Raw genomic sequence first — 24,246 nt, forward strand, 5'->3', positions numbered from 1 at the left:
AGCCTGGGGGAGAGCCACTAATAGTTAAACTGCGGCCATGATTTTAACGACTGCGCCTCTTGCCACCGTGCTGCTGTTTGTGGCGACTGCGCTGGCCTATGCGGTGCCTGCGCTGGGTGCCGCGCACTTGAGCATGCGCGCCAGCCGGTCGGCCCTGTGGCTGGCCTGGCTGCTGCATGCCCTGGTGCTCAGCATCGGCCTGTTTGACAAGCCCGCACGCTTTGGCTTTGCGCCGGCCCTGTCGGTCACAGCCTGGCTGGTGTTGACGGTCTACGCGGTGGAAAGCCATTTGTTTCCCCAGCTCAAGGCGCGCTGGACCCTGGCCGGCCTGGGTGCGATCGCGGTGTTGCTGGCACTGCTGTTTCCGGGGAGCCCGTTGCATGCCATGGCCTCGCCCTGGTTGCCGCTGCACTGGGCACTGGGGATTGCCTCATATGGCCTGTTTGCCGCGGCGGTGGTACATGCTTGGCTGATGACCCGGGCCGAACAGCAGATGCGCCTGGCTGCCGACTCGCCCAGCGGCATTCCGCTGCTGACCCTGGAGCGGCTGACGTTTCGGCTGGTCAGCGCCGGCTTTGTCCTGCTGTCGGCCACCTTGCTGGCGGGCTGGCTGTTTGGTGAGCAACTGTATGGCGTGAGCGGCTGGAAGTGGAACCACAAGACGGTGTTCTCGGTGCTATCGTGGCTGACGTTCGCGGTACTGCTGATCGGGCGCAGCCGGTTTGGCTGGCGCGGCCGTACCGCCGTGCGGGTACTGTACGCCGGTGCCGGCCTGCTGCTGCTCGGCTATGTGGGCTCGCGCTTTGTGCTGGAAGTGGTACTGGAGCGCATCGCATGAAGCTGCTACTGGTCTTGGTCGTGCTGCTGTTTGGCGTGTGGCTCTGGCGCTCGCGGCGGATTGCCGACAAGCCGGCGCCACCGCGCCCTCCCAAAGTACTGCCCAGCATGGTGACCTGCGAGGTCTGCGGCCTGCACCTGCCCCAGACCGAAGCCCTGGTGACTGAACGCGGCGTGTACTGCAGCCCACAACACCAGCAGCAGGCCCAGCAGTGATACCGGGTCTGGCTCGCTCCGCGGAGCAGCCCCTGCTGTTAGCCGATCCCGAGGCCGACCCTATGGCGCTGGCCCGGGTCTGGTATGGCTTCATGACAGCGCGGGTCACGATTGCCCTGGCAATCCTGCTGCTGCACAGCTCCTTGCTGGCACTAGGCCAACCAATTCCCCCTTGGTTGCTATTGTTTTGCCTGGCTTACTTCGCCAGTGCCTTGTTGTTGCGGCTCAGCACCCGCCCCAGCCAGACCGAAAGCCCCTCGGCCAAATTCTGGATCGGCACGGTAGGCATCGATGCCGTGGTGTTCTCTGCCCTGCAGCTGATGCAGCTAGGTGGCATCAATTACAGCCCCTTGTTAGGCCTGCCGGTCTTGCTGGCGGCGGTGTTGGGCTCACGCATCATGGCGCTGGGCACCGCTGCAGGCATGACTTTGCTGTTATTGCTGCTCGACACCTGGCGCATCGCGACCCACCAGGTGGGCGACGAAACCACCTTGCTGGTGCAAAGCGGGCTCACCGGCATGGGCTACTTCATCCTGGCATTTTTGGTCAACCAGCTGGCGGCCCGGCTGGTCCGGGAAGAACAGCTGGCCCGGCGCAGCCAGATGGATGTGCGGCTGCAAACCCATGTCAACGAATTGGTGATCGAGGCCTTGACCGATGGCGTGCTGGTGGTGGATGCCAGCGGCGCCACCCGGGCCGCCAACCCGGCCGCCCGGCTGCTGTTGGGCACCGATGGCGGCACCGACCGCACGCCGCTGCAGCTGGGCAGCGAACCAGGCTGGCGGGCGCTGCTGGCCTTGGCCCAAAAAACCTTTGGCGACGAAACGGCGCAGCAGGCCGATATCCGCGTCCAGTACCCGGGCAAAAGCCCGCGCCGGGTGCGGGTGCGGACCCGATTGACGGTAGCCCACGAGGTGCAGGCGGAAAGCCTGTGCGTGATGTTCCTGCACGATTTGCGCGAAATGGAGGCCCGGCTCCGCACCGAGAAGATGGCCGCCATGGGCCGCATGTCGGCAGCAGTGGCACATGAAATCCGCAACCCCCTGGCCGCCATCAGCCAGGCCAATGCCTTGCTGGAAGAGGACCTGAGCGACCCGGCCCAGCAGCGGTTGACCGCCATGGTGCGGCAAAACGCCTTGCGGCTGTCCAAAATTGTCGACGAGGTGCTGGAAATCGCCCGGGTGCCGCAGCACGCCATCCAGCGCAGCACGCCGATGCAAACCCAGCTCGACGAAGCTACGGAAAGCATTTGCCGCGATTGGTCGCTGCACGACAGAGCCCGCCGGCAGGTCCAGGTGACGCCCGGCACATTGGGCCTGCCGGTGGACTTCGATCCCGAACACCTGCGGCGCGTATTGGTGAACCTGCTGGACAACGCCTTGCGCTATGCCAGCAACCAGGCCGATGCGATCCAGGTCAGCACCCACCTGGCCGCCAACCGCCAGTCCGGCCTGCAGGTCTGGAGCGACGGCCCGCCCATGGAGCAGGCGGTGGAACAGCATTTGTTTGAGCCTTTTTTCAGCTCGGAGAGTCGTTCCAGCGGCCTGGGTCTGTATATTTGCAGGGAACTGTGTGAGCGCCACCGCGCCACTATCGGCTACCAGCGTGCAGCCCGCATGCGCGACGGCTTGGCGGTGCAAGGCAATGAGTTTTTTGTGCAGTTCAGGCCTCCCAAACCACCGGCACGCCCTGCGCATCCTGAAGACATCCAACTGGTTTAACCCATGGCCCAGCCTCTTTCCAACCCTGCCGCGACCGTCCTGGTCGTTGACGACGAGCCCGACCTGCGCACGCTGTACGAGCTGACGCTGCTGCGCGAGGGCTACCGCATCGAGACCGCCGGCGATCTGCAGGAAGCCCGGCAATTGCTGCACAACACCCGCTTCGACGTGGTGATTACCGATATGCGCTTGCCCGATGGACTGGGGCTGGAGTTGCTGCAGGAACTGAAAGCCCAGCAGCGACCCGAACGGGTCATCGTCATGACAGCCTACGGCTCGGCCGAAAATGCGGTGGAAGCACTCAAGGCCGGCGCCTTTGACTACCTGACCAAACCCGTGGACCTGAAGCAGTTTCGCGCAGTCGTGGCGTCTGCCATCCAGGACAACGGCAAGAACACACGCACCACAATTAATGCCGAAAAACCTTCGCAGCGCATATCTGGTGGGCAGGAGGCGCTACAAAAATTGGTAGGTGACTCCGAAGCCATGCAGCTGGTGAAGCAGCGCATTGTGAAGGTGGCGCGCAGCATGGCCCCGGTGCTGGTGCGCGGCGAGTCCGGTACCGGCAAGGAACTGGTAGCCCAGGCCCTGCACGCCAACAGCCACCGCGCCGCCGGCCCGCTGGTGGCGGTGAACTGCAGCGCGATCCCCGAGAACCTGTTGGAAGCCGAGTTCTTTGGCGCCAAAAAAGGCTCGTACACCGGTGCCACACAAGACCGGCCCGGCTACTTCCAGGCGGCCCGTGACGGCACCTTGTTCCTGGATGAAATCGGCGATCTGCCGCTGGCCATGCAATCCAAGCTGCTACGCGCCATCCAGGAGCGCAGCGTACGCCCGCTGGGCTCGACCCAGGAGGATGCGGTCGACGTGCGCATCGTCAGCGCCACCCACAAGGACCTGGCGGCCGACGTCAAGGCCGGACGCTTCCGCCAGGATTTGTACTACCGCCTGAATGTGATCGAGATTGCCATCCCGCCACTGCGGGAACGCCGCGGTGACTTGCCGGCCCTGTGCAAGGCCCTGCTGGCGCGGATTGCCCACGAGTCCGGCATGCCGCTGCCCCGGCTGTCGCCCGAGCTACTGGAGCAACTGGCCTGCCACCCGCTGAGCGGCAATGTGCGGGAGCTGGAGAACCTGCTGCACCGGGCCGTGGCCATGGGAGATGGTGATGCCTTGCACGTGGATTTCGAGCCCACGGGGGGGCCCGCCCCTCTAGTGCCACTCGTGCCTTCCTTGCCGCAGGACGAAGCCCGCTCCGAACAAACACCGCCCCCCGCCGGCGCCATTCCCTCCGACCTGCAAGCCTACCTGGACCAACAGGAGCGCGAAATCCTGGTCAAGGTGCTGCATGAAACCGGCTTCAACCGCACAGCCACTGCGAACCGGCTGGGCCTGAGCCTGCGCCAAATCCGCTACCGCATCGAACGGTTGAACATCGCCACCCCACAGGACAATGAACCCCATGACGCCTAATCCGCCAGCCCCTGCCGCTTTGTGGTCTGGCGGCTGGTACCGGTTTGCCCACCAGCAGCGGTCGCCGAATTTCGGCCCACGCCCGGATGGAGCCCACACCGACCTGGTAGTACTGCACTCCATTAGCCTGCCGCCCGGCCAGTATGGTGGCGACGAAGTCATGGCGCTGTTCGGCAATACGCTGGACTGGAATGCCCACCCTTACTTTGAGAGCATTCGCGGTCTGCAGGTATCGGCGCACTTTTATATCCGCCGCAATGGCGAGCTGTGGCAGTTTGTCAGTGGCGACGACCGCGCCTGGCATGCCGGCGCTTCGCACTACCGGGGCCGTAGCAACTGCAATGACGACTCCATAGGCATCGAGTTGGAAGGACTGGAAGGCGATAGCTTCGAGCCCGCACAGTACGAAACCCTGACCAGCCTCTTGCCCGCCATCGCCCAGGCCTATCCGATCCGCCACGTTGCCGGCCATGAGCACATCGCCCCGGATCGCAAGCACGATCCAGGCGCGGGATTGGACTGGCAGGCGGTGCAGCGTGGCACGGGCTGGAAAACCCGGTGTTTTCCCCCATCTGTACGAAGTAGCCTTCACGCAGAAAAAATGTAACAGTGCAGACGGCTGGCAACTTTCCCCAGAGCCCCTGGTATCTGCACCAAGCCAGGTAGTACGCCGCGATGCCAGGCAAAACCCCTGCAAAGCCGCATGTTTGCTGCGTTTGAATTTTCCAGCCCTGATGGAACAAAGCCTGCCGGCCGGTTGGCCATGAACCGCTCCTAAAGCCTGCCCCAAAGAGCCGCAACTTCAGTCGAGATACACTACCGGTAGTGGCTTGAATTGATTCCAGACCCTATATATAGTGTCCGACTTGTGCTGCAAGCCAGATCAATTCCACTGCATCGGCGTGGCAGCCAAGGTACTTGCAACGTATTTTTAGCGCCTATCCACCGCCAGTTTCAGCCTCCTCATACCGTCCTTACACCGATAGAACCAAGGAAACCATGCAAACAGCATTGAACACCCCGTCCGCCGCCCTGCCGTTGCAACCTGCTCCACGCAGCACCGACCGCAGCGACTCCAGCGCCCCCGAGATGCTGGCGCACTACCAGATCATCCGCCGCAACGGCGCGGTGGTGCCATTTGAGCCGGGCAAGATTGCCATCGCCATGATGAAAGCCTTTCTGGCCGTGCATGGCACGCAGGGTGCGGCTTCGGCCAGCGTGCGCGAAGTGGTGGACACGCTGACGCAAGGTGTTATTCGGGCACTGGTGCGTTCACGTCCCGGTGGCGGCACCTTCCACATCGAAGACGTGCAAGACCACGTGGAACTCGGCCTGATGCGCGGCGGCCACCATGAAATCGCCCGCGCCTATGTGCTGTACCGCGAACGCCACACCCAGGAGCGTGCCAAGCAAACCATCGAACAAGCGCCTGCAGCCCCCGTGCTGCATGTACTGGACGGCGGCCAGCGCGTAGCCCTCGACACGGCCCGCCTGCAGCAATTGATTGAACAGGCCTGCGCCGGTCTGGGCAGCGAAGTCACCGCCGCCCCCATCGTGGCAGAAACCATGCGCAACCTGTACGACGGCGTGCCCATGGAAGAGGTCTACAAAGCCGCCATCCTGGCTGCCCGGACCCTGATCGAGACCGACCCCGACTACACCTACGCCACCGCCCGTCTGCTGCTGCACACCATCGCCAAGGAAGTGCTGGGTGCCGACCTGACGCAAGCCGAGTTGGCCCAACGCTATGCCGATTACTTCCCCCAGTACATCCAGAAGGGTGTGGACGCCGAGCTGCTGGACGCCAAGCTCTTGGGCTACGACCTGCAAAAACTGGGCGCCGCCCTCAAGCCGCAGCGCGACCTGCAATTCGACTACCTGGGCCTGCAAACCCTGTACGACCGCTACTTCCTGCACATCCGCAAGACCCGTATCGAGCTGCCCCAGGCTTTCTTCATGCGCGTCGCCATGGGCCTGGCACTGAACGAAACCGACCGCGAAGCCCGCGCCATCGAGTTCTATGAAGTCATGTCGTCGTTCGACTTCATGTCCAGCACGCCCACGCTGTTCAACAGCGGCACGCTGCGGCCCCAGCTGTCCTCCTGCTACCTGACCACGGTGCCCGACGATCTGGACGGCATCTACGAATCCATCAAGGAAAACGCCTTGCTGTCCAAGTTTGCCGGCGGCCTGGGCAATGACTGGACCCGTGTGCGCGCCCTGGGCAGCCACATCAAGGGCACCAACGGCGAATCCCAAGGCGTGGTGCCCTTCCTGAAGGTGGTCAACGACACCGCCGTGGCGGTGAATCAGGGCGGCAAGCGCAAGGGCGCGGTCTGCACCTACCTGGAAACCTGGCATCTGGACATCGAAGAGTTTCTGGAACTGCGCAAGAACACTGGCGATGACCGCCGCCGCACCCACGACATGAACACCGCCAACTGGGTGCCGGATCTGTTCATGCGCCGCGTCATGGAAGGCGGCAGCTGGACCCTGTTCTCGCCCAACAATACCCCGGACTTGCACGACAAATTTGGCGCCGACTTCGAAACCGCTTATGTAGCCTACGAAGCCAAAGCCCAGCGCGGTGAAATCACGCCTTCGCGCACCCTGCCCGCCAGCGATCTGTGGCGCAAGATGCTGACCATGCTGTTCGAAACCGGCCATCCTTGGATCACGTTCAAGGATGCCTGCAATGTGCGCAGCCCACAGCAGCACGCTGGCGTGGTGCACTCCAGCAATCTCTGCACCGAAATCACCCTAAACACCAGCGACACCGAAACCGCGGTCTGCAACCTGGGCTCGGTCAACCTGCTGCAACACCTGGTCACCGCCGCCGATGGCAGCAAGACACTGAACCATGACAAGCTGAAGAAGACAGTTACCACGGCCATGCGCATGCTGGACAACGTGATCGACATCAACTACTACGCGGTCAACAAGGCGCGTGACTCCAATCTGCTGCACCGCCCGGTCGGCCTGGGCCTGATGGGCTTCCAGGACAGCCTGTACGCGCTGCGCATTCCCTACGCCAGCGAAGCTGCCGTCGCATTTGCCGACACCTCGATGGAAGCCATCTGCTACTACGCCTACTGGGCGTCCAGCGAGCTGGCCAAAGAACGCGGCCAGTATTCCAGCTACAAGGGTTCGCTGTGGGACCAGGGCATCCTGCCACTGGACACCCTGGACATGCTGGCCAAAGCCCGCGGTGGCTATGTCGATGTGGACCGCTCGGCGACCCTGGACTGGAGCTCGCTGCGCCAGAAGATCCAAGCCGATGGCATGCGCAACTCCAACTGCGTCGCCATCGCGCCCACGGCCACCATCTCCAACATCATCGGCGTGGATGCCTCTATCGAACCCTGCTTCGGCAACCTGTCGGTCAAGTCCAATCTGTCGGGCGAGTTCACGGTCATCAACAGCTACCTGGTGCATGACCTGAAGCGCCTGGGCCTGTGGGACAACGTGATGCTGATGGACCTGAAGCACTTCGACGGTTCGCTGCAATCCATCGACCGCGTGCCGAATGAGATCAAGGCCCTGTACCGCACCGCGTTCGAGGTCGAGACCACCTGGCTGGTCGAAGCCGCATCGCGCCGCCAGAAGTGGATCGACCAAGCCCAGTCGCTGAATATCTACATGGCCGGCGCCTCCGGCAAGAAGCTCGACGACACCTACAAGCTGGCCTGGACGCGCGGCCTGAAAACCACCTACTACCTGCGTACCCGCAGTGCCACCCACGTAGAGAAATCCACCGTGGCAGCAGGACGTATGAATGCCGTTTCATCGGGACAGGCACCGAGCCAGCAAATGAGCGCCATCGACACCGCTGCGATGGCGGCACGCCAGCAAATGAATGCCGACGCACTGAGCGCAAGCCCTGCGACCGACATCAAATTCTGCGCAATCGACGATCCTGGTTGCGAAGCCTGCCAATAAAGCGCAGACCGACCGATGTGCATCGCAAAAACCGGTTTTTTGCGATGCACATGAGCAACACAAACCCTACAAATTTGCGGTGTTGAAAATGAGCACTTTTCATTTCGCTGCGCCGCTCTCATAATCCTAGCATTGGAAAATCTATGTTGACCTGGGACGAAGAAGTCAAGCCCTCACCGCCATCTGCAGCTACCCTCGGTTTACCCATCAACCGGGAGGAGCAACACACTGCTTTTTCTGCAGCAGCCCCATCGACCACGACACCTGTTGCAGCCCAGCCAGCCATCGCTGTAGCCGCGGCCCATGTTGCAGTGCAAGCCACGGCCGCACGCCGCGTCAACGCCGCCGATAAGCGCATCATCAACGGCCAGACCGACGTGAACCAACTGGTGCCGTTCAAGTACAAATGGGCCTGGGAAAAATACCTGGCATCCTGCGCCAACCACTGGATGCCGCAAGAGGTCAACATGACGCGCGACATCGCGCTGTGGAAAGATCCGAACGGTCTGACCGAAGACGAGCGCCGCATCGTCAAGCGCAATCTCGGCTTCTTTGTCACCGCCGACTCGCTGGCTGCCAACAACATCGTGCTGGGCACCTACCGCCACATCACGGCCCCCGAGTGCCGCCAGTTCCTGCTGCGCCAAGCGTTTGAAGAAGCCATCCATACCCATGCCTACCAGTACATCGTGGAGTCGCTGGGCCTGGATGAAAGCGAGATCTTCAACGCTTACAACGAGGTCGCATCGATCCGCAATAAAGACCAGTTCCTGATCCCCTTCATCGAAGCGATCATGGACCCCAACTTCCACACCGGCACGCCCGAGAACGACCAAAAGCTGCTGAAGTCGCTGATCGTTTTTGCCTGCCTGATGGAAGGCCTGTTCTTCTACGTCGGCTTCACGCAGATTCTGGCGCTGGGCCGCCAAAACAAGATGACAGGTGCTGCCGAGCAATACCAGTACATCCTGCGCGACGAGTCCATGCACTGCAACTTCGGCATTGATCTGATCAACCAACTCAAGCTGGAAAACCCACACCTGTGGACGGCCGAGTTCAAGACCGAAATCAAAGACCTGTTCATGCGCGCGGTGGAACTGGAGTACCAGTACGCCGAAGACACCATGCCGCGTGGCGTGCTGGGCATGAACGCGTCCATGTTCAAGGGCTATCTGCGCTACATCGCCAACCGCCGGGCCACCCAAATCGGCCTAGAAGCCTGCTTCCCCCACGAAGAAAATCCGTTCCCGTGGATGAGCGAAATGATCGACCTGAAGAAAGAGCGCAATTTCTTCGAAACCCGCGTGATTGAGTACCAATCAGGCGGCGCGCTTTCTTGGGATTAAACCCGTCAGATCCATGCCATCCACTACCGCGCAAACCCCAGCCAGCCATTCCATGTATGGCCGCGTTTGCGCTTCCGAGTCCATGGTGCTGGGCATTCGCCCAACACCATGTATCGCTCTATGCCTAACAATCGGTATAAAGTGCTCTTTGTAAACAGATCAAGGAGAAAATAATGGCAACTGCAAAAAAACCGGCCGCAAAAAAGGCCGTTCCAGCAAAGAAAGCGGCTCCCGTAAAGGCTGCCGCAGCAAAGAAAGTAGCTCCGGCTAAACCCGTCGCAAAGAAGGCTGCCCCCGTCAAAGCAGCTCCCGCCAAGAAGGCAGCGCCTGTTAAAGCCGCCGCTGTAAAGGCTGCTCCCGCGAAAAAAGCTGCTCCGGCCAAGAAAGCCGTCGCAGTGAAAGCCGCTCCAGCCAAGAAAGCAGCAGTCAAAGCGGCACCAGCGAAAAAAGCTGCTCCCGCTAAGAAGGCCGCCGCTCCCGCGAAAAAAGCTGCCGCCAAAGCCGCACCCGTAAAGGCAGCTCCCGCCAAGAAGGCTGCCGCCCCCGCGAAAAAGGCCGCGACCAAAGCTGCAGCACCAGCCAAAAAGGCAGCTCCTGCCAAGAAGGCTGCAGTTGCAGTGAAGGCCGCTCCTGCCAAAAAAGCTGCTGCTCCCAAGGCCGCTGCAAAAAAGGCAGCCAAAGCCCCAGCCGCAAAGCCTGCATCGGCTCCAGCCGCAGCATCGGCACAAACCACGCTGAACCCTCAAGCAGCATGGCCATTTCCGACGGCCAGCAAGCCCTGACCGGACGACTGCGCTCCGTATCAGGCCTGGCATCGCAAGATGCCAGGCCTTTTTTAATCGCTAAGGGTAAAACGCCAGCAAGCGATAGCCCACAACACGGGCCTTCCCAGCCTTATCCGTAACGCGCAAATCCACCGACGTCGTCCACTCTCGGCCAGCAAACAAGACCCTGGATGCAGCCCCCAACTCAACGGGCGACAGCACCCGCTTGGATACCGCTTGCTCGTCGATATCGGTCAGCACAAATTCGATGGCCGGCATGGCGAGATCCACCCGAGCCTGGTTCTTCAGTACCAAGCTCAAGCGATACGCCTCACCATTTTGCAAGCTGCTCAAGGTAGAACTATCAATCACAATGGATTCAATTTCCTGCAGCGGGTCGATGGTGCAACCCAGGGGCTGGCATAAGCCCAGCAATCCAGACCGGCTCTCGGGCCAGTTCGCCGCCAAACGATTACGCTGATGGACGACTATCTGCAAACCAAGCAGCACCATCAGCACACAGACGGAACAGACTCCCAGCCAATACACCACAGGCTTGGACGCTATCGTGCTCGGCACCTCATCACGGACAAAGGAGTAGGCACCGGCATCAGCAGCGACCTGAGGAGGCTCTGACTCCACATCCTCGTCAGGGCTTGGAATATCTTCCTCTGCACTGACGGCCACATCTACGCCAGCTATGTCCTCCGCTAAAAGCAACTCCGACTCCGAATCGACCGGGATGTCCAGCTCTGAAATGGCTTCTGGCGGCGGAGACGGTGCAGCGTTCCACACGGCCAACTCAGGCTCTGGCGGCACAGGTATTTCTGTGAAAACCGTAAGTTCTGGCGCTAACTCCGGCGAATCCGCCATGGGCTCAGGCGCGGGCTCAGGTATATATGCGGGAGCATCTGGCTCTGCAGGCTCCGGCACAGTATCTGCAGCATAGACGTTGTGGTGTTCCGCGTCGCTTTGCTGCAAATCACCCGATGCATCGAAAATCTCGGCACAGTGTCCGCAGCGAACCCAACCCTCCGAAATGCGCAACTGATCGGGGACGACCTTGAACAGCGTCCCACACACCGGGCAACGGGTGATCAATGCCATGGGCTATCGTGGTGGTTCAAGCCGGACATGACAAGCGCCCTATAACTGGGCCGTCATCAGTACCCAGCCATCTTCGCGATCGGCTACGTCCAGCGTAGCCCAGGGCGCATAGGCGGATTTCAGTTCGTCCACCTGGCGCTCCAGAATACCGGCCAAGACCAAGCTACCGCCAGGCGCAACATGCGCGCACAGCAATGGCGCCAGCACTTTCAACGGCGTGGCCAAAATATTGGCCAGCACCGTCTGATAGCCGCCCACAGCCTTGTCTGGCAAACCCGACTTGAGCTGCACCTGGTTGGCCTCGGCGTTAAGCAAGGTGGACTGCACGGCCGCTTCGTCGATATCCACTGCATCGATATCCGTAGCGCCGTATTTGGCAGCCCCAATCGCCAAAATACCCGAACCGCAACCGTAGTCGAGCACCCGCGCGAGGCTGTTGGCACCCTGCCGGGCAATCCAGCGCAAGCACATGCGGGTCGTGGGGTGTGTGCCCGTGCCAAAAGCCAGACCCGGGTCCAACCGGATGACCCTGGTCGCCTGGGCAGGAGGTTCATGCCAGGTGGGAACAATCCAGAAATCGGCGGTAATCTCCACCGGCGCAAACTGCGATTGGGTCAACCGCACCCAGTCTTGCTCGGGCACCACGGAAAGCCCCAGCACATCACAGCCGGCAAAAAAATCCTGCAGCTTGAGCACCGCCAGCGCGTCCTGGGCCAAGTCTTCGGATGCAAATAGCGCCTGGATACGCGAACGCTGCCAACCGTCTTGCGGCGGCGGCATACCAGGCTCGCCAAACAAGGCTTGCTCGGCATCGGTCTGCGCATCTGCGTCTTCCACGCTGACACTCAGGGCATCCAAGGCATCCAGCGCATCGCTGAGTGTCTCGACCCTGTCTTGCGGGCACATCAGGCTGATTTCAAACATGTGCGACGCGCTCTTAACGTTTGTGCTGCGAGAGCCACTCTTCCAGATAATGGATGTTGGTGCCCCCCGCCATGAACTTGGCATCGACCATCAACTCACGGTGCAGCGGGATATTGGTGTTGATACCCTCGATCACCGTCTCCAGCAACGCGGTGCGCATGCGCGCCATGGCTTGCTCACGCGTATCGCCGTGGACGATGATCTTGCCGACCATGGAGTCGTAATTCGGCGGCACGTAGTAATTGGTATAGACATGCGAGTCGACCCGCACTCCAGGGCCACCCGGTGGGTGCCACATCGTGATGCGGCCCGGCGACGGCGTAAATTTATACGGATCTTCCGCATTCACACGGCACTCGATCGCATGGCCATTGATGGTGATCTGACGTTGCGCAAACGGCAGCTTCTCGCCTGCAGCCACCATGATCTGGGTCCGCACGATATCCACGCCGGTGATCAATTCCGTCACCGGATGCTCGACCTGCACACGGGTGTTCATTTCAATGAAGTAGAACTCGCCGTTTTCATACAGGAACTCAAACGTGCCCGCGCCGCGGTAGCCGATTTTCTTGCAGGCTGCAGCGCAGCGTTCGCCGATACGTTCGATCAGCTTGCGTGGAATGCCTGGCGCAGGCGCTTCTTCCAGCACCTTCTGGTGGCGGCGCTGCATCGAGCAGTCGCGCTCACCCAGGTACACCACGTTCTTAAATTTGTCGGCCAGAATCTGGATTTCGATGTGGCGCGGATTCTGGAGGTACTTCTCCATATAGACCGCACCGTTACCGAATGCCGCCTTGGCCTCGGCCTTGGTCATTTGCACGGCATTGATCAGCGCCGCTTCGGTATGCACCACGCGCATGCCACGGCCGCCGCCGCCGCCGGCGGCTTTGATAATCACCGGATAGCCGACAGCCTTGGCCGTGCGCCGGATGGTTGCCGCATCGTCCGGCAATTCGCCGTCCGAGCCCGGCACACAGGGCACACCAGCCTTGATCATGGCCTGCTTGGCCGACACCTTGTCGCCCATCATGCGGATGTTCTCGGGCGTAGGGCCGATGAACTGGAAGCCGCTCTTTTCCACGCGCTCGGCAAAATCCGCGTTTTCGCTCAGGAAACCGTAGCCAGGGTGGATGGCTTCCGCATCCGTCACCTCTGCCGCGGAAATCAGCGCAGGCATATTCAGGTAACTCAAACCCGATGGGGCGGGGCCGATACACACGGCTTCGTCCGCCAATTTGACGTACTTGGCTTCGCGGTCAGCCTCGGAATACACCATGACCGCCTTGATACCCATCTCGCGGCAAGCCCGCTGGATACGCAGGGCAATCTCGCCTCGATTTGCTACCAGTATTTTTTTAAACATGCGCCACCAAACTCTGTGGGTTCACTCAATCACGAACAAGGGCTGGCCGTATTCCACAGCCTGGCCGTTTTCACACAGCATCTGCACCACGGTACCGGCCTTGTCGGCTTCGATTTCATTCAAGATCTTCATCGCTTCGATGATGCAGATGGTCTCGCCTTCCTTGACCTGGCTGCCCACTTCGACAAAAGCCTTGGCGCCGGGACTGGACGAACGGTAGAACGTGCCCACCATCGGGGACTTGACCACATGGCCCGTAGGAGCCTCTACAGCCGGTGCAGCCACTGGCGCAGCTGCAGCCTGGGCGGCCACATCGACCACGGGCGCGGCCATCATGGCCGGCGGTGCGGCCTGGTACACCATGGCACCACCGCCTTTGACGATGCGTACCTTGCCTTCAGCTTCGGTAATTTCGAGTTCCGACACGTTGGAATCAGACACCAAGTCGATCAACGTTTTGAGTTTGCGCAAATCCATAAAACCTCCAGCCACGACCAACCAAAAAGAGGTGGAATCTACCTCAATTCCGTCGAACGGTCGCTTATTTCTTGTATTTCATTTGTAAATCACCTTCCAAAGCCGCTGTCAAAAGGGCGTGGAAAGGATCAAACTGCCTATTTCAAGGCGGTCCAGACCTGCAAGTCGGCCGCGCTTAGCTTGCCCATTTTACGATGAAGCACTGCGCCGCTAGCACCCAGCACGACGGTAAAAGGCAGGCCGCCGGTCAGATTACCCAGGGAGCGCCCGAGCTCGGTACCGCCCAGACCGGCCATCCCGACCGGAAAACTCACCGGTGTCTTCTGCAGAAAGCCCTGTACTGCAGGCAATTGGTCGACCGCCAAGCCCACCACTTGCCAGCCGTTGGCCGCATGTTCCTTGAAGAAGCGGTCAATCAAAGGCAGCTCTTCGACGCAAGGCGGGCACCAGGTAGCCCAGAAGTTCAGCAGCACCGGTCGCCCGCGAAAAGCCTGCATTTCCAGCGGGACACCGGTCGGACTGTCCAGGCGCAGGCGCCAAAGCGCCTCTTCGGCATCGGCCAGCACCGGGCCAGGCCGGTAATGCCACCAAGCCAAGCCCGCACCGGCCAGTCCGGCAGTGGCGGCCACGGCAGCCAGGAGGCGGCGGCGCTGGAGGGCGGTCGGAGAAGAAGTAACTGTGTTCATGGCGCCGTATCCTGCAGCAATCGGCGCACCGCGGCGATGTCCCCGCGCGGCGTACGGCCTTTGCTGTCAGGCTTTAAAGCCCCCCGAAGGTCATCCAGGTCATACACCATGAGATGCACACCCACCACCACGTCCAGTTCGGGACTGCGGCTGGCAAAGCTCAGAGCCTCGACCGCGTCGCCACGAAATCCGGTAATAGTTGTCGGTTCATAGGGCACACGGTGGTCAATCAACGCGATCTCGGCCGACTTGGGGTCATCGCAAAACATCTGGATGCTGATGTCGGACAAGCGGGTCGCCGTGCCAAACCATACCGCACCGCATAAATGCGGCCGGAAATGGGCCATGCGCTCCATCCAGGTCAGCGCCAGCACCCGCAATGCCCGCAGCTCTTCGGGCTGGGTGTCGCCGCAGAACAGCTCTATATATTCGCGCACCGCGTCTTCCAGCACGTCATTGCCGGGCAAAGGCGCGCGGCCCATGCCCAGCTGGGCCACGGCGCGGCGCTTGGCGGGGCCGTATTCCAGCCCTTCCTCCACAACCAAACGGGCGGCGGTTGCGGCAATTTCAGAGGTCATTGCATCCATGTCCCGGATTTTGCACCTTTTGCCGGCCCGCCCCTGCCCCGGCCCCGCCCTCTAAAATCTGCGCATGCACATTCATATTCTGGGTATTTGCGGCACCTTCATGGGCGGTTTGGCGGCTTTGGCACGGGAGGCCGGCCACCGTGTCACAGGTTGCGATGCGGGGGTGTATCCGCCCATGAGCGACCAGCTGCGGGCACTGGACATTGGCCTGATCGAAGGCTTCTCGTCCGACCAATTGGCACTCAAGCCCGATATGTTCGTGGTCGGCAACGTGGTGTCCCGGGCCCGTCTGGCCGACGGCAGCCCCAAGTTCCCGCTGATGGAAGCGATTCTGGACGCCGGCCTGCCCTACACCAGCGGGCCGCAGTGGCTGGCCGAGCATGTGCTGCAGGGTCGGCATGTGATGGCTGTGGCCGGTACCCACGGCAAAACCACCACCACCGCGATGCTGGCCTGGATTCTGGAATATGCGGGCCAGCAGCCAGGATTCTTGGTCGGCGGAGTGCCTTTGAACTTTGGCGTGTCGGCCCGTCTGGGCGCGGGCAGCAGCTTTGTGATCGAGGCGGACGAATACGACACCGCGTTCTTCGACAAGCGCAGCAAGTTCGTCCACTACCGCCCGCGCACCGCGGTGCTGAACAACCTGGAATTCGACCACGCCGATATTTTTGACGACCTGGCGGCCATCGAACGGCAGTTCCACCATCTGCTGCGTACCGTGCCCGCCACTGGGCGGGTGGTGGTGAACGGCCTGGAGGAAAGCCTGACACGCGTGCTGCACCAGGGCTGCTGGAGCGAGGTACGCAGCTTTGGCGCCGCCGTCAGCGACTTCACCGCCCGGGGTGAGCCCCACCACTTCGAAGTGCTGCAGCGCGGCGAGCGCGCGGCCACGGTGGAATGGGCATTGGGTGGCGTCCACAACCAGCTCAACGCGCTGGCCGCCATCGCCGCAGCCGACCATCTGGGTGTGACGCCGGCCATCGCAGCCCGCGCTCTCGGCGAATTCCAGAACGTAAAGCGGCGCATGGAAGTGCTCGACACAGTGCGCGGCATCACGGTGTACGACGACTTTGCCCACCACCCGACGGCCATCCGCACCACGGTGGACGGCCTGCGCCGCCGCGTCGGCCCCACACAGCGCATCCTGGCGGTCTTCGAGCCGCGCAGCAACACCATGAAACTGGGCGCCATGAAGGCCCAGCTGCCCTGGAGCCTGGAGGATGCAGACCTGGCGTTCTGCCATACGGGCGGGCTGGGCTGGGATGCGCGCAGCGCTCTGGAGCCCATGGGCGCCAGAGCCCAGGTTGCCGACAGCATCGACGCGCTGGTGGACCAGGTGCTGGCAGCCGCAAAGCCGGGCGACCATATTCTCTGCATGAGCAACGGCGGCTTTGGCGGCATCCACGCCAAGCTGCTGCAGGCACTACAAAAATAGTAGCTGCTGGCGCTTATGAAATAAGCGCCAGCAGCACTTTTTACTTAAATTTCAGAAGAGCAGGCCACGGTCGGACAACAGCACGTTGGCCGATGGCAACCAGGCCATGTCGCCAGCCGCGGTGGTGATGGCGCCGTCAAAATACAAACCGGCCAGGTCGCGCGCCAACTGGCCGGGGTTCAAGCCACTTTTTTGCAGCTGCGCCATGCTGGTCGGGCCAGCCGCCAGGGCCTGCAGTACCGTACGCAAAGACTCTTTCAACCAGGATGGGGGCACCTGGGGCGGTCGCACCAGGCGGATCAATTCGGTGTGGTAGACCGCAGGCAGCAAGTCGACGGCCGAGTGCTGGGCAAACTGCCACATCACCTCGACCAAGCCCGCACGCTTGAAGCGCGGCGGCAAGCCGTCGGTCGAAGCTGCGCGCTGCGTCCAACTGGCCTGCTCTAGCTGCACCGGGCTGGCATCCACACGGTAGTCGACGCGGCGCCGAGGCAGATCCACCACCGCCAGCAGCACCGATTGGTGCACCACCTCATAGACCGCATTCCGCAATCCGCCCAGGGTCTGGTACAGCAGCGCCCCCAGGAAATACTGGGCCCGCAAGGGCTGCAGCCAGACCTCGAACTTCTTCAACACCATCTGCACCGCACGCTCGGACTCGGGGTCGAAGGTGGTCAAAGGCTCGATCTCTTGCGAGGCCAGCGGCGTGGTGAAGGCCATCGGGCGATCTACCGCCTCCAGCTGCAGCTGCAGCGGCGGTGCGGCCCGCCGACTGTCGGGAATCGCCAGCACGCCATCGTCCTGCAACTGGGCAGCCTGGCCACTCACGCACCAGGCATCGGCCTCTTCGAAGCGGGCCACACGCCAGGCCGGCAGACTGCCCGGCTCATAGGGAAGGAAGCCCAGCAATGCCGCCCTTTGCGGTGGCGAGAGGCCCGCTACCCCTAGCCAAAATATAGGTCGATCCAATGCCATAGCGTTCCTCCAATGTTGAGGTTCATCCTGCCCGGCGTGCTTTGACCGCCTCGGACAGGATATCCAGCGTCTGCAGGGATTGGTCCCAACCCAGGCAGGCATCTGTAATGCTACGGCCATATTCCAAGGATTGCTGGTCTGTTTTGCCAGGAGTGAACTTTTGTGCACCTTCGACCAGGTGGCTTTCCACCATCAGGCCGAAAACCTGGCGCGAACCACCGGCGACTTGCCCGGCGATGTCGCGCGCCACTTCGATCTGCTTTTCGTGCTGCTTGCTGCTGTTGGCATGGCTGCAATCGACCATCAGGGTGGCCGGCATCTTGGCGGCGGACAGCTCGGCACAGGCGGCAGCCACGCTGGCGGCATCGTAATTGGGCGCTTTGCCGCCGCGCAGGATCACGTGGCAGTCCTTGTTGCCATTGGTTTGCACGATGGCGACCTGGCCGTTCTTGTGCACCGACAGGAAGTGGTGGCCGCGGGCTGCTGCCTGGATGGCGTCGGTGGCGATGCGGATATTGCCATCGGTGCCGTTCTTGAAGCCGATAGGCGCGGACAGGCCGGAAGCCAGCTCGCGGTGCACCTGGCTCTCGGTGGTGCGCGCGCCAATCGCGCCCCAGGCGATCAGGTCGCCGATGTACTGGGGCGAAATCACGTCCAGGAACTCGCTGCCGGCGGGCAAGCCCAGGCGGTTGATGTCGATCAGCAGTTGGCGGGCGATGCGCAGACCTTCGTCGATGCGGTAAGTTTCGTCCAGGTAGGGGTCGTTGATCAGGCCCTTCCAGCCCACGGTGGTGCGGGGCTTTTCGAAGTAGACGCGCATCACGATCTCCAGCGTGTCGGCGTATTTCTCACGCTGGGCCTTCAGGCGGCGCGCGTACTCCAGTGCCGCCATCGGGTCGTGGATGGAGCACGGGCCAATCACCACCAGCAGGCGGTCGTCGGTGCCGGCCATGATGTTGTGGATGTTCTTGCGGGTGGTGGTGATCAGCGATTCCACGGGTGTGCCGCGGATGGGGAAGAAGCGGATCAGATGTTCTGGAGGAGGTAGCACGGTAATGTCCTTGATGCGTTCGTCGTCGGTTTGGCTGGTTTTTTCGACGCTCGCATACCAGCTGTCGCTGGTGGGGTGGGCTTTGGCATTCATGGGCTGCGCTCCTGTGGGTATAAAAATAAGTTGAAAAAATGGTGGGGCAAAAAAAAACCGCCGGAGTGGTGAGACTCCGGCGGTTTTTATGAAGGGCTTTACTTGCTTACAGACACGCCTCTCATCCGCCGGGGACCGAGAACCAAAAGTAAAAGTAGGCAAATACGTGCTGCTGCATAGCGTTTCAATGTAACACAGAGATGGGTGTAGGCTAAACCGGGTAAGCCCTCAGGCCGTGCCGCCCACCGTCAAGCCGTCGATGCGCAGGGTCGGCTGGCCTACGCCCACCGGCACGCTCTGGCCCTCTTTGCCGCAGGTGCCGACGCCGGGATCGAGCTTCATGTCGTTGCCAATCATGCTGACTTTCTTCAGGCATTCGGGGCCGCTGCCGACAATGGTTGCGCCCTTCACCGGGTACTGGATCTTGCCGTTTTCCACCCAGTAGGCTTCGCTGGCCGAGAACACAAACTTGCCCGAGGTGATGTCCACCTGGCCACCGCCGAAGTTGCTGGCGTACAAGCCCTTCTTGATGCTGGCGATGATTTCCTGCGGGTCTTTGTCGCCCCCCAGCATGTAGGTATTGGTCATGCGGGGCATCGGGATGTGCGCATAGCTCTCGCGCCGGCCGTTGCCGGTAGGCTTGACGCCCATCAGGCGCGCATTCATTGCGTCCTGGATGTAGCCCTTCAAGATGCCGTCTTCGATCAGCACATTGCGCTGGCTGGCGCAGCCTTCGTCGTCCACGTTCAGCGAACCACGGCGGTCGGCAATCGTGCCGTCGTCCAATACCGTCACGCCCTTGGCCGCGACACGCTGGCCGATGCGGCCGCTGAAGGCACTGGAGCCCTTGCGGTTGAAGTCGCCTTCCAGCCCATGGCCGATGGCTTCGTGCAACAGAATGCCGGGCCAGCCCGAGCCCAGCACCACCGTCATCACGCCGGCCGGGGCCGGGCGGGACTCGAGGTTGGTCAGGGCTGCGTGCACGGCGGCATCCACGTATTCGTTGAGCATGGCGTCGTCAAAATAGGCCAGGCCGAAGCGGCCACCGCCGCCACCCGAGCCCATCTCGCGGCGCACCACGCCCTTGACCGTGGCCTCGGCGATCACCGTGACGCTCAGGCGCACCAGCGGGCGCACATCGGCGGCCAGCGTGCCATCGGCACGGGCCACCATCACCACATCGTATTCCGCGGCCAGGCCGGCCATCACCTGGGCGACGCGCGGGTCTTTGGCACGGGCCAGTTTTTCCACCCGCTCCAGCAGCTTGACCTTGGCCGTGCTGTCCAGCGAGGCAATCGGGTCGACGCCAGGGTACAGGCTACGCCCTTTTGCTACTTTTTGTGTAGTTACCTTCGCACGCTTTGTCTGCGCTGCAGCCGAAATGGACCGCACAGTGCGGGCGGCATCCAGCAGCGAGGCCTCAGAGATATCGTCGGAATAGGCGAAGGCGGTTTTCTCGCCGCTGACGGCCCGTACGCCCACACCCTGGTCGATGCTGAAGGAACCGGTCTTGACGATGCCCTCCTCCAGGCTCCAGCCTTCGCTGCGGGTGTACTGGAAGTACAGATCGGCATCGTCCACCTTGTGGGCGGTGATTTCGGCCAGCGCGCGGCTGAGGTGGGCGGGCGTCAGACCAAAGGGCTCCAGCAGGAGCGATTGGGCAATGGCGAGGCGTTCGAGTGTGGGTTCGCGAGAGATCATCGGGCCATTTTAGGCTTGGCCCAAGGCCGGCGTTGTGCCATCGGCCATACCCCGCCGCGACTCAGGATTGCACCAGGCGCCGCGCCTTGGCAATCGACATCAAAATCCCCAGCCCCAGCCCCAGCGTGACCATGGCGGTACCGCCGTAGCTGATGAAGGGCAAGGGCACACCCACCACCGGCAAGATGCCGCTGACCATGCCCATATTGACGAAGGCGTAGGTAAAAAAGATCAGCGTCACGCTGCCCGCCAGCAGGCGCGAGAACATGGTCGGCGCATCCATCGCAATCACCAGGCCGCGCAGCACCAGAAACAGGAAGCCGGCGATCAGCAGCAGGTTGCCGATCAGGCCGAACTCTTCGGAAAAGGCGGCAAAGATGAAGTCGGTGGTGCGCTCGGGGATGAATTCCAGATGGGTTTGCGTACCCTGCATGAAGCCCTTGCCCGTCACCCCGCCCGAGCCGATGGCGATCATGCCCTGGATGATGTGAAAGCCCTTGCCCAGCGGGTCGCGGCTCGGGTCCAGCAGCGTGCAGATGCGTTGCTGCTGGTAGTCGTGCAGCACCACCCAACGTACGCCGTCGGCACACAGCGCCGGCTCGTTCCAGACCAGCAGGCCTATGCCTACCAGCCCCAGCAGCACCGGCGGCACGATCAGCTTCCAGCTCAGGCCGGCAAAAAACAGCACCGACAAGCCGGTGGTCATGACCAGAATCGCCGTGCCCAGATCGGGCTGTTTGACGATCAACGCCACCGGCACGGCCAGCAGCAAGCCCCCGACCAGAAAGTCCAGCGGCCGCAGCTGACCTTCGCGCCGCTGGAACCACCAGGCCAGCATCAAGGGCATGGCGATCTTCAAAATTTCGCTGGGCTGGATGATGATGCCCAGGTTCAGCCAGCGCCGCGCGCCCTTCTTGGTGATGCCAAAAATGGCCACCGCAATCAGCAGGGCCACGCCTAGGGTGTACATCGGCACCGCCAGCGCCATCAGGCGCTGTGGCGGGATTTGCGCCACCACGAACAGAATCGTGCCGGCCAGCAGCATATTGCGGCCGTGGTCCACGAAGCGCGTGCCGTGGTCGTAGCCCGACGAATACATGGTGAGCAGGCCTGCGCAGACCAGCATGAACACCGCAAACGCCAGCGGCCCGTCAAAGCCACGGAACATGGGCATGACACGCTGCCACAGCGGGGATTTTTCAAAAACGACAGACATACCGGATTATCGCGCTGGCAACGAACCAGCCCCCAACATTCAGCGGGAACACCTACCCGGCCAGCACGCGGTTCTTGCCGGTGCGCTTGGCCAGGTACATGGCCTGGTCGGCGCGCTTGATGCAGTCCACGCCCGACTCACCGGTGGCCAGCTGCGCCACGCCGGCGCTGAAGGTGATCAACACCTTCTGGTTGTCGCGCAGAAAGAACTTCTTGGTCAGTTCACGCTGCAAGCGGGTCAGGGCAAGCACCCCCAGCTCCAGCCCGGTATCGGGCAGCACGATCACAAACTCTTCGCCGCCAAACCGGGCCAGGGTGTCCTGGGGCCGCATGGAAGCACGGGTCACGTCGGCCAGATGGGTCAAGGCGGCGTCGCCGGCTTCGTGGCCCAGGTCGTCGTTGAGCTTCTTGAAGTTGTCGATGTCGAGCAGCGCCAGGCACAGCGGCGTGTCTTTGCGCATGGCCCGGGAAATTTCGCGCTGGATGGCTTCGTCCAGGCCGCGGCGGTTCAGGGCACCGGTCAAGGGGTCGTGCCGTGCCTGGGCGCTGACCCGGTCCAGCTCCAGATGCAGTTTGCTGATTTCGGCCTCGGCCTGCTCGGTTTTATCGCGCATGAACTGCAGCTGCTCGCGCGAATTCTGGGTGTCCAGCGCCATGCTGCGGGTGGCGCTGAGCGCGCTTTGCAGCACCGGCGCCAATTCTTCTATCGATGTGACCTGCTCGATCTGGCGCGCGCACTCTTCGATCCGCACCTGGTAGACGCCGCTGGATTCGCCCATCAGGGACAGCCGGTCGACAAACGCCACCAGCAGCTCGCGCATCTGGGTCTGTGCCTCGTGCGCCCGGGTTTTGGCCTCGGCCTGCTTGGCAATCACATCGACCAGACGCCGCTGCACGTCGTCCAGCCGGCGCAGGCTCAATGGCGGGGTCGAGGCCTCCATCAGCGCATCGATCTGGCCCTTGAGCCACTGGTCGTCTATGCAGAGCTCACCGATGTTGGTGAACACCAGGTGCAAGAGCTGCAGCAGCACGATCTTGATTTCAGCCTGGTCCTCGGCGGTGAACGACAGGCGGTGGCTGAAGTTGGCCAGCATGGTCTTGGTGCGCGGCAGGTCGGGCACCGGCTGGCGGATGAAGGCCAGCAGCTCGCGGGCCTGCTCGAGAAAGCGGTCGTCGTCGGTGCCCAGGGCCGGCAGCGCGTTGTCGATCAGGCGCGCGATCTGCTCCATGAATTCGGGGGTCAGCGCCGGGTTGCTATGCGGGCTGGCAGCCAGGGGTGCCAGCCCGCTGTCCGATACCGTGGGTGCCACCATGCCGAAGCCGGCGTAGCCCACCAAGGCGTTTTGCACACCCTCCCAGCTGCGCTGGGAAATCGCCGACTCCAGCAGGCCACATTGCTTTTGCTGGCCCGGGTTCTTGGCGGGCAGGGCGGCCGAGATTTGCCGCAGCCGGTCAAACGGGAAATGGGCCGGGGGCAGGGTGCCAGCCACCTCGTGGTACAGGGCTTGGTAGTTCTCAGGCGTAGGCGCCAGCTTTTTGAGACTCAGCTGCTTGAATGTTTCGCGCGCAATTTCACTAGGAGATCGATCAGCCATGGGACTCGCAGTTAAATCTGTCATGGGCACTCGCCCCCAAAGACGCTGATCGTATCTGGTAAACCCGGCAAATCCAAGGCAAGAAACCGCTTATGTTTGCTAGCATTAGCTTATGCCTGTCACCCATTTGCTGTACCTCCACGGCTTTCGCTCGTCGCCCCAATCGGCCAAGGCCCGGCAGGTGGCGCAACGGGTGCAAACCCAGCACCCCGCCGTCACCTGGTGGTGTCCGCAACTGCCGCCATCCCCGCAGGCGGCCATGGCCCTGGTGCAGCAAGGCATTGCCGACTGGCCGCGGCCAACCATGGCCGTGATCGGTTCGTCCCTGGGCGGCTTTTATGCCACCTGGGTGGCAGAGCACACCGGCTGCAAATCGGTGCTGCTGAATCCCGCGGTAGACCCAGCGCGGGACCTGGCCAGGTACATCGGCGAGCAGACCAGCTGGCAAAACCCCGAAGAGCGGTTTTTCTTCGAACCCGCCTTTATTGGCGAGTTGCAGGCCCTGACCCTGCACAACCAGCCCCCACCCGAGCGCTGCCGGACCATCATCGCCAAGGGCGACGAGGTGCTGGACTGGCGCGAAATGGCAGCCCGCTACGCCAGCGCCCAGCCCCTGCTGCTGGAGGGCGGCGACCACGCCCTGAGCGACTTCGACGCGCATATCGACGGCATATTTGCGTTTCTTGACCTGCTCAGCATCTGAGCGCCAAATCGGACCGGCCGCGCCGCATGGGAGAATTC

At 62.1% G+C, this 24,246-nt stretch carries 21 protein-coding genes; 10 read left to right on the forward strand and 11 right to left on the reverse strand.

All coding sequences use genetic code 11. From position 1 onward, the window contains the following. The first annotated feature begins 37 nt into the window (after nt 1-37). The 8 genes from J2X19_RS25305 to J2X19_RS25340 all read left to right on the forward strand — a co-directional run bounded on the left by J2X19_RS25305 (nt 38) and on the right by J2X19_RS25340 (nt 10,314). Entirely contained in the window at nt 38-838 is an 801-nt protein-coding gene (locus J2X19_RS25305; RefSeq protein ID WP_310377190.1) for a cytochrome C assembly family protein, read from the forward strand. Beyond that, the gene (locus J2X19_RS25310) at nt 835-1,053 is read left to right on the forward strand and encodes a PP0621 family protein (RefSeq protein ID WP_116608961.1); all 219 of its coding nucleotides are present in this window, start codon (nt 835-837) and stop codon (nt 1,051-1,053) included. Before J2X19_RS25305 ends, J2X19_RS25310 begins: the two co-directional genes overlap by 4 nt. A 62-nt stretch (nt 1,054-1,115) precedes the next feature. Further along, the gene (locus J2X19_RS25315; protein WP_310377191.1) at nt 1,116-2,774 is read left to right on the forward strand and encodes a sensor histidine kinase; all 1,659 of its coding nucleotides are present in this window, start codon (nt 1,116-1,118) and stop codon (nt 2,772-2,774) included. A gap of 3 nt (nt 2,775-2,777) precedes the next feature. Continuing rightward, nucleotides 2,778-4,247, forward strand: a complete 1,470-nt coding sequence (locus J2X19_RS25320) for a sigma-54-dependent transcriptional regulator (RefSeq protein WP_310377192.1) — start codon at nt 2,778-2,780, stop codon at nt 4,245-4,247. Then, nucleotides 4,228-4,854: a 1,6-anhydro-N-acetylmuramyl-L-alanine amidase AmpD gene (gene ampD / locus J2X19_RS25325; protein ID WP_310377193.1), complete on the forward strand. Its 627-nt coding sequence runs from the start codon at nt 4,228-4,230 to the stop codon at nt 4,852-4,854. Before J2X19_RS25320 ends, ampD begins: the two co-directional genes overlap by 20 nt. A gap of 392 nt (nt 4,855-5,246) precedes the next feature. Next, the gene (locus J2X19_RS25330) at nt 5,247-8,186 is read left to right on the forward strand and encodes a ribonucleoside-diphosphate reductase subunit alpha (protein WP_310377194.1); all 2,940 of its coding nucleotides are present in this window, start codon (nt 5,247-5,249) and stop codon (nt 8,184-8,186) included. Nucleotides 8,187-8,329: 143 nt separating this feature from the next. Continuing rightward, nucleotides 8,330-9,532: a ribonucleotide-diphosphate reductase subunit beta gene (locus J2X19_RS25335; RefSeq protein ID WP_310377195.1), complete on the forward strand. Its 1,203-nt coding sequence runs from the start codon at nt 8,330-8,332 to the stop codon at nt 9,530-9,532. A gap of 173 nt (nt 9,533-9,705) precedes the next feature. Further along, nucleotides 9,706-10,314 carry a histone gene (locus tag J2X19_RS25340; protein WP_310377196.1) on the forward strand — a complete coding sequence of 203 codons (609 nt, stop codon included), beginning with the start codon at nt 9,706-9,708 and terminating at the stop codon, nt 10,312-10,314. A gap of 60 nt (nt 10,315-10,374) precedes the next feature. Here J2X19_RS25340 and J2X19_RS25345 read toward each other — a convergent pair whose 3' ends face one another. The 6 genes from J2X19_RS25345 to J2X19_RS25370 form a co-directional block, all read right to left on the reverse strand. Then, entirely contained in the window at nt 10,375-11,403 is a 1,029-nt protein-coding gene (locus J2X19_RS25345) for a DUF3426 domain-containing protein (RefSeq protein WP_310377197.1), read from the reverse strand. A 39-nt stretch (nt 11,404-11,442) separates the two neighbouring features. Beyond that, nucleotides 11,443-12,327, reverse strand: coding sequence for a 50S ribosomal protein L11 methyltransferase (prmA, locus tag J2X19_RS25350; protein WP_310377198.1), 885 nt, complete (start codon nt 12,325-12,327; stop codon nt 11,443-11,445). A gap of 13 nt (nt 12,328-12,340) precedes the next feature. Continuing rightward, complete coding sequence (gene accC / locus J2X19_RS25355) at nt 12,341-13,690, reverse strand: acetyl-CoA carboxylase biotin carboxylase subunit (protein WP_116608954.1); 1,350 nt, start codon at nt 13,688-13,690, stop codon at nt 12,341-12,343. 21 nt (nt 13,691-13,711) lie between these two features. Continuing rightward, nucleotides 13,712-14,167 carry an acetyl-CoA carboxylase biotin carboxyl carrier protein gene (gene accB / locus J2X19_RS25360; RefSeq protein ID WP_092762684.1) on the reverse strand — a complete coding sequence of 152 codons (456 nt, stop codon included), beginning with the start codon at nt 14,165-14,167 and terminating at the stop codon, nt 13,712-13,714. Nucleotides 14,168-14,304: 137 nt separating this feature from the next. Continuing rightward, nucleotides 14,305-14,853: a TlpA family protein disulfide reductase gene (locus tag J2X19_RS25365; protein WP_310377199.1), complete on the reverse strand. Its 549-nt coding sequence runs from the start codon at nt 14,851-14,853 to the stop codon at nt 14,305-14,307. Beyond that, a complete protein-coding gene (locus tag J2X19_RS25370) occupies nt 14,850-15,440 on the reverse strand; it encodes a hypothetical protein (protein ID WP_310377200.1) in 591 nt (196 codons plus the stop codon). The genes J2X19_RS25365 and J2X19_RS25370 overlap by 4 nt, the downstream gene beginning before the upstream one ends. Before the next feature lie 64 nt (nt 15,441-15,504). Between J2X19_RS25370 and mpl the strand changes: the two genes are divergently transcribed. After that, the gene (gene mpl, locus J2X19_RS25375; protein WP_310377201.1) at nt 15,505-16,875 is read left to right on the forward strand and encodes a UDP-N-acetylmuramate:L-alanyl-gamma-D-glutamyl-meso-diaminopimelate ligase; all 1,371 of its coding nucleotides are present in this window, start codon (nt 15,505-15,507) and stop codon (nt 16,873-16,875) included. 51 nt (nt 16,876-16,926) lie between these two features. Here mpl and J2X19_RS25380 read toward each other — a convergent pair whose 3' ends face one another. The 5 genes from J2X19_RS25380 to J2X19_RS25400 form a co-directional block, all read right to left on the reverse strand. Continuing rightward, the gene (locus J2X19_RS25380) at nt 16,927-17,784 is read right to left on the reverse strand and encodes a hypothetical protein (RefSeq protein ID WP_310377202.1); all 858 of its coding nucleotides are present in this window, start codon (nt 17,782-17,784) and stop codon (nt 16,927-16,929) included. Nucleotides 17,785-17,872: 88 nt separating this feature from the next. Further along, on the reverse strand, nt 17,873-18,994 hold the full coding sequence (locus tag J2X19_RS25385) for a 3-deoxy-7-phosphoheptulonate synthase (RefSeq protein WP_116608949.1): 1,122 nt from the start codon (nt 18,992-18,994) through the stop codon (nt 17,873-17,875). A gap of 228 nt (nt 18,995-19,222) precedes the next feature. Further along, nucleotides 19,223-20,695, reverse strand: coding sequence for a metalloprotease TldD (gene tldD, locus J2X19_RS25390; RefSeq protein ID WP_310377203.1), 1,473 nt, complete (start codon nt 20,693-20,695; stop codon nt 19,223-19,225). Nucleotides 20,696-20,756: 61 nt separating this feature from the next. Next, complete coding sequence (gene rodA / locus J2X19_RS25395) at nt 20,757-21,911, reverse strand: rod shape-determining protein RodA (RefSeq protein ID WP_310377204.1); 1,155 nt, start codon at nt 21,909-21,911, stop codon at nt 20,757-20,759. A gap of 52 nt (nt 21,912-21,963) precedes the next feature. Further along, nucleotides 21,964-23,505: a GGDEF domain-containing protein gene (locus J2X19_RS25400; RefSeq protein ID WP_116608946.1), complete on the reverse strand. Its 1,542-nt coding sequence runs from the start codon at nt 23,503-23,505 to the stop codon at nt 21,964-21,966. A gap of 112 nt (nt 23,506-23,617) precedes the next feature. Between J2X19_RS25400 and J2X19_RS25405 the strand changes: the two genes are divergently transcribed. Continuing rightward, complete coding sequence (locus tag J2X19_RS25405; RefSeq protein WP_310377205.1) at nt 23,618-24,208, forward strand: YqiA/YcfP family alpha/beta fold hydrolase; 591 nt, start codon at nt 23,618-23,620, stop codon at nt 24,206-24,208. Nucleotides 24,209-24,246 lie beyond the last annotated feature (38 nt).

Origin of the sequence: Rhodoferax ferrireducens, assembly GCF_031458075.1 — a bacterium.
Classification (GTDB): domain Bacteria; phylum Pseudomonadota; class Gammaproteobacteria; order Burkholderiales; family Burkholderiaceae_C; genus Rhodoferax_B; species Rhodoferax_B ferrireducens_A.

Excerpts from the sequence above, each read along its gene's own strand:
- J2X19_RS25305 (WP_310377190.1), top strand. The coding sequence starts at position 38 with ATGATTTTAACGACTGCGCCTCTTGCCACCGTGCTGCTGTTTGTGGCG.
- J2X19_RS25310 (WP_116608961.1), top strand. The coding sequence starts at position 835 with ATGAAGCTGCTACTGGTCTTGGTCGTGCTGCTGTTTGGCGTGTGGCTC.
- J2X19_RS25315 (WP_310377191.1), top strand. The coding sequence starts at position 1,116 with ATGGCGCTGGCCCGGGTCTGGTATGGCTTCATGACAGCGCGGGTCACG.
- J2X19_RS25320 (WP_310377192.1), top strand. The coding sequence starts at position 2,778 with ATGGCCCAGCCTCTTTCCAACCCTGCCGCGACCGTCCTGGTCGTTGAC.
- ampD (WP_310377193.1), top strand. The coding sequence starts at position 4,228 with ATGAACCCCATGACGCCTAATCCGCCAGCCCCTGCCGCTTTGTGGTCT.
- J2X19_RS25330 (WP_310377194.1), top strand. The coding sequence starts at position 5,247 with ATGCAAACAGCATTGAACACCCCGTCCGCCGCCCTGCCGTTGCAACCT.
- J2X19_RS25335 (WP_310377195.1), top strand. The coding sequence starts at position 8,330 with ATGTTGACCTGGGACGAAGAAGTCAAGCCCTCACCGCCATCTGCAGCT.
- J2X19_RS25340 (WP_310377196.1), top strand. The coding sequence starts at position 9,706 with ATGGCAACTGCAAAAAAACCGGCCGCAAAAAAGGCCGTTCCAGCAAAG.
- J2X19_RS25345 (WP_310377197.1), bottom strand. The coding sequence starts at position 11,403 with ATGGCATTGATCACCCGTTGCCCGGTGTGTGGGACGCTGTTCAAGGTC.
- prmA (WP_310377198.1), bottom strand. The coding sequence starts at position 12,327 with ATGTTTGAAATCAGCCTGATGTGCCCGCAAGACAGGGTCGAGACACTC.
- accC (WP_116608954.1), bottom strand. The coding sequence starts at position 13,690 with ATGTTTAAAAAAATACTGGTAGCAAATCGAGGCGAGATTGCCCTGCGT.
- accB (WP_092762684.1), bottom strand. The coding sequence starts at position 14,167 with ATGGATTTGCGCAAACTCAAAACGTTGATCGACTTGGTGTCTGATTCC.
- J2X19_RS25365 (WP_310377199.1), bottom strand. The coding sequence starts at position 14,853 with ATGAACACAGTTACTTCTTCTCCGACCGCCCTCCAGCGCCGCCGCCTC.
- J2X19_RS25370 (WP_310377200.1), bottom strand. The coding sequence starts at position 15,440 with ATGGATGCAATGACCTCTGAAATTGCCGCAACCGCCGCCCGTTTGGTT.
- mpl (WP_310377201.1), top strand. The coding sequence starts at position 15,505 with ATGCACATTCATATTCTGGGTATTTGCGGCACCTTCATGGGCGGTTTG.
- J2X19_RS25385 (WP_116608949.1), bottom strand. The coding sequence starts at position 18,994 with ATGAATGCCAAAGCCCACCCCACCAGCGACAGCTGGTATGCGAGCGTC.
- tldD (WP_310377203.1), bottom strand. The coding sequence starts at position 20,695 with ATGATCTCTCGCGAACCCACACTCGAACGCCTCGCCATTGCCCAATCG.
- rodA (WP_310377204.1), bottom strand. The coding sequence starts at position 21,911 with ATGTCTGTCGTTTTTGAAAAATCCCCGCTGTGGCAGCGTGTCATGCCC.
- J2X19_RS25400 (WP_116608946.1), bottom strand. The coding sequence starts at position 23,505 with ATGGCTGATCGATCTCCTAGTGAAATTGCGCGCGAAACATTCAAGCAG.
- J2X19_RS25405 (WP_310377205.1), top strand. The coding sequence starts at position 23,618 with ATGCCTGTCACCCATTTGCTGTACCTCCACGGCTTTCGCTCGTCGCCC.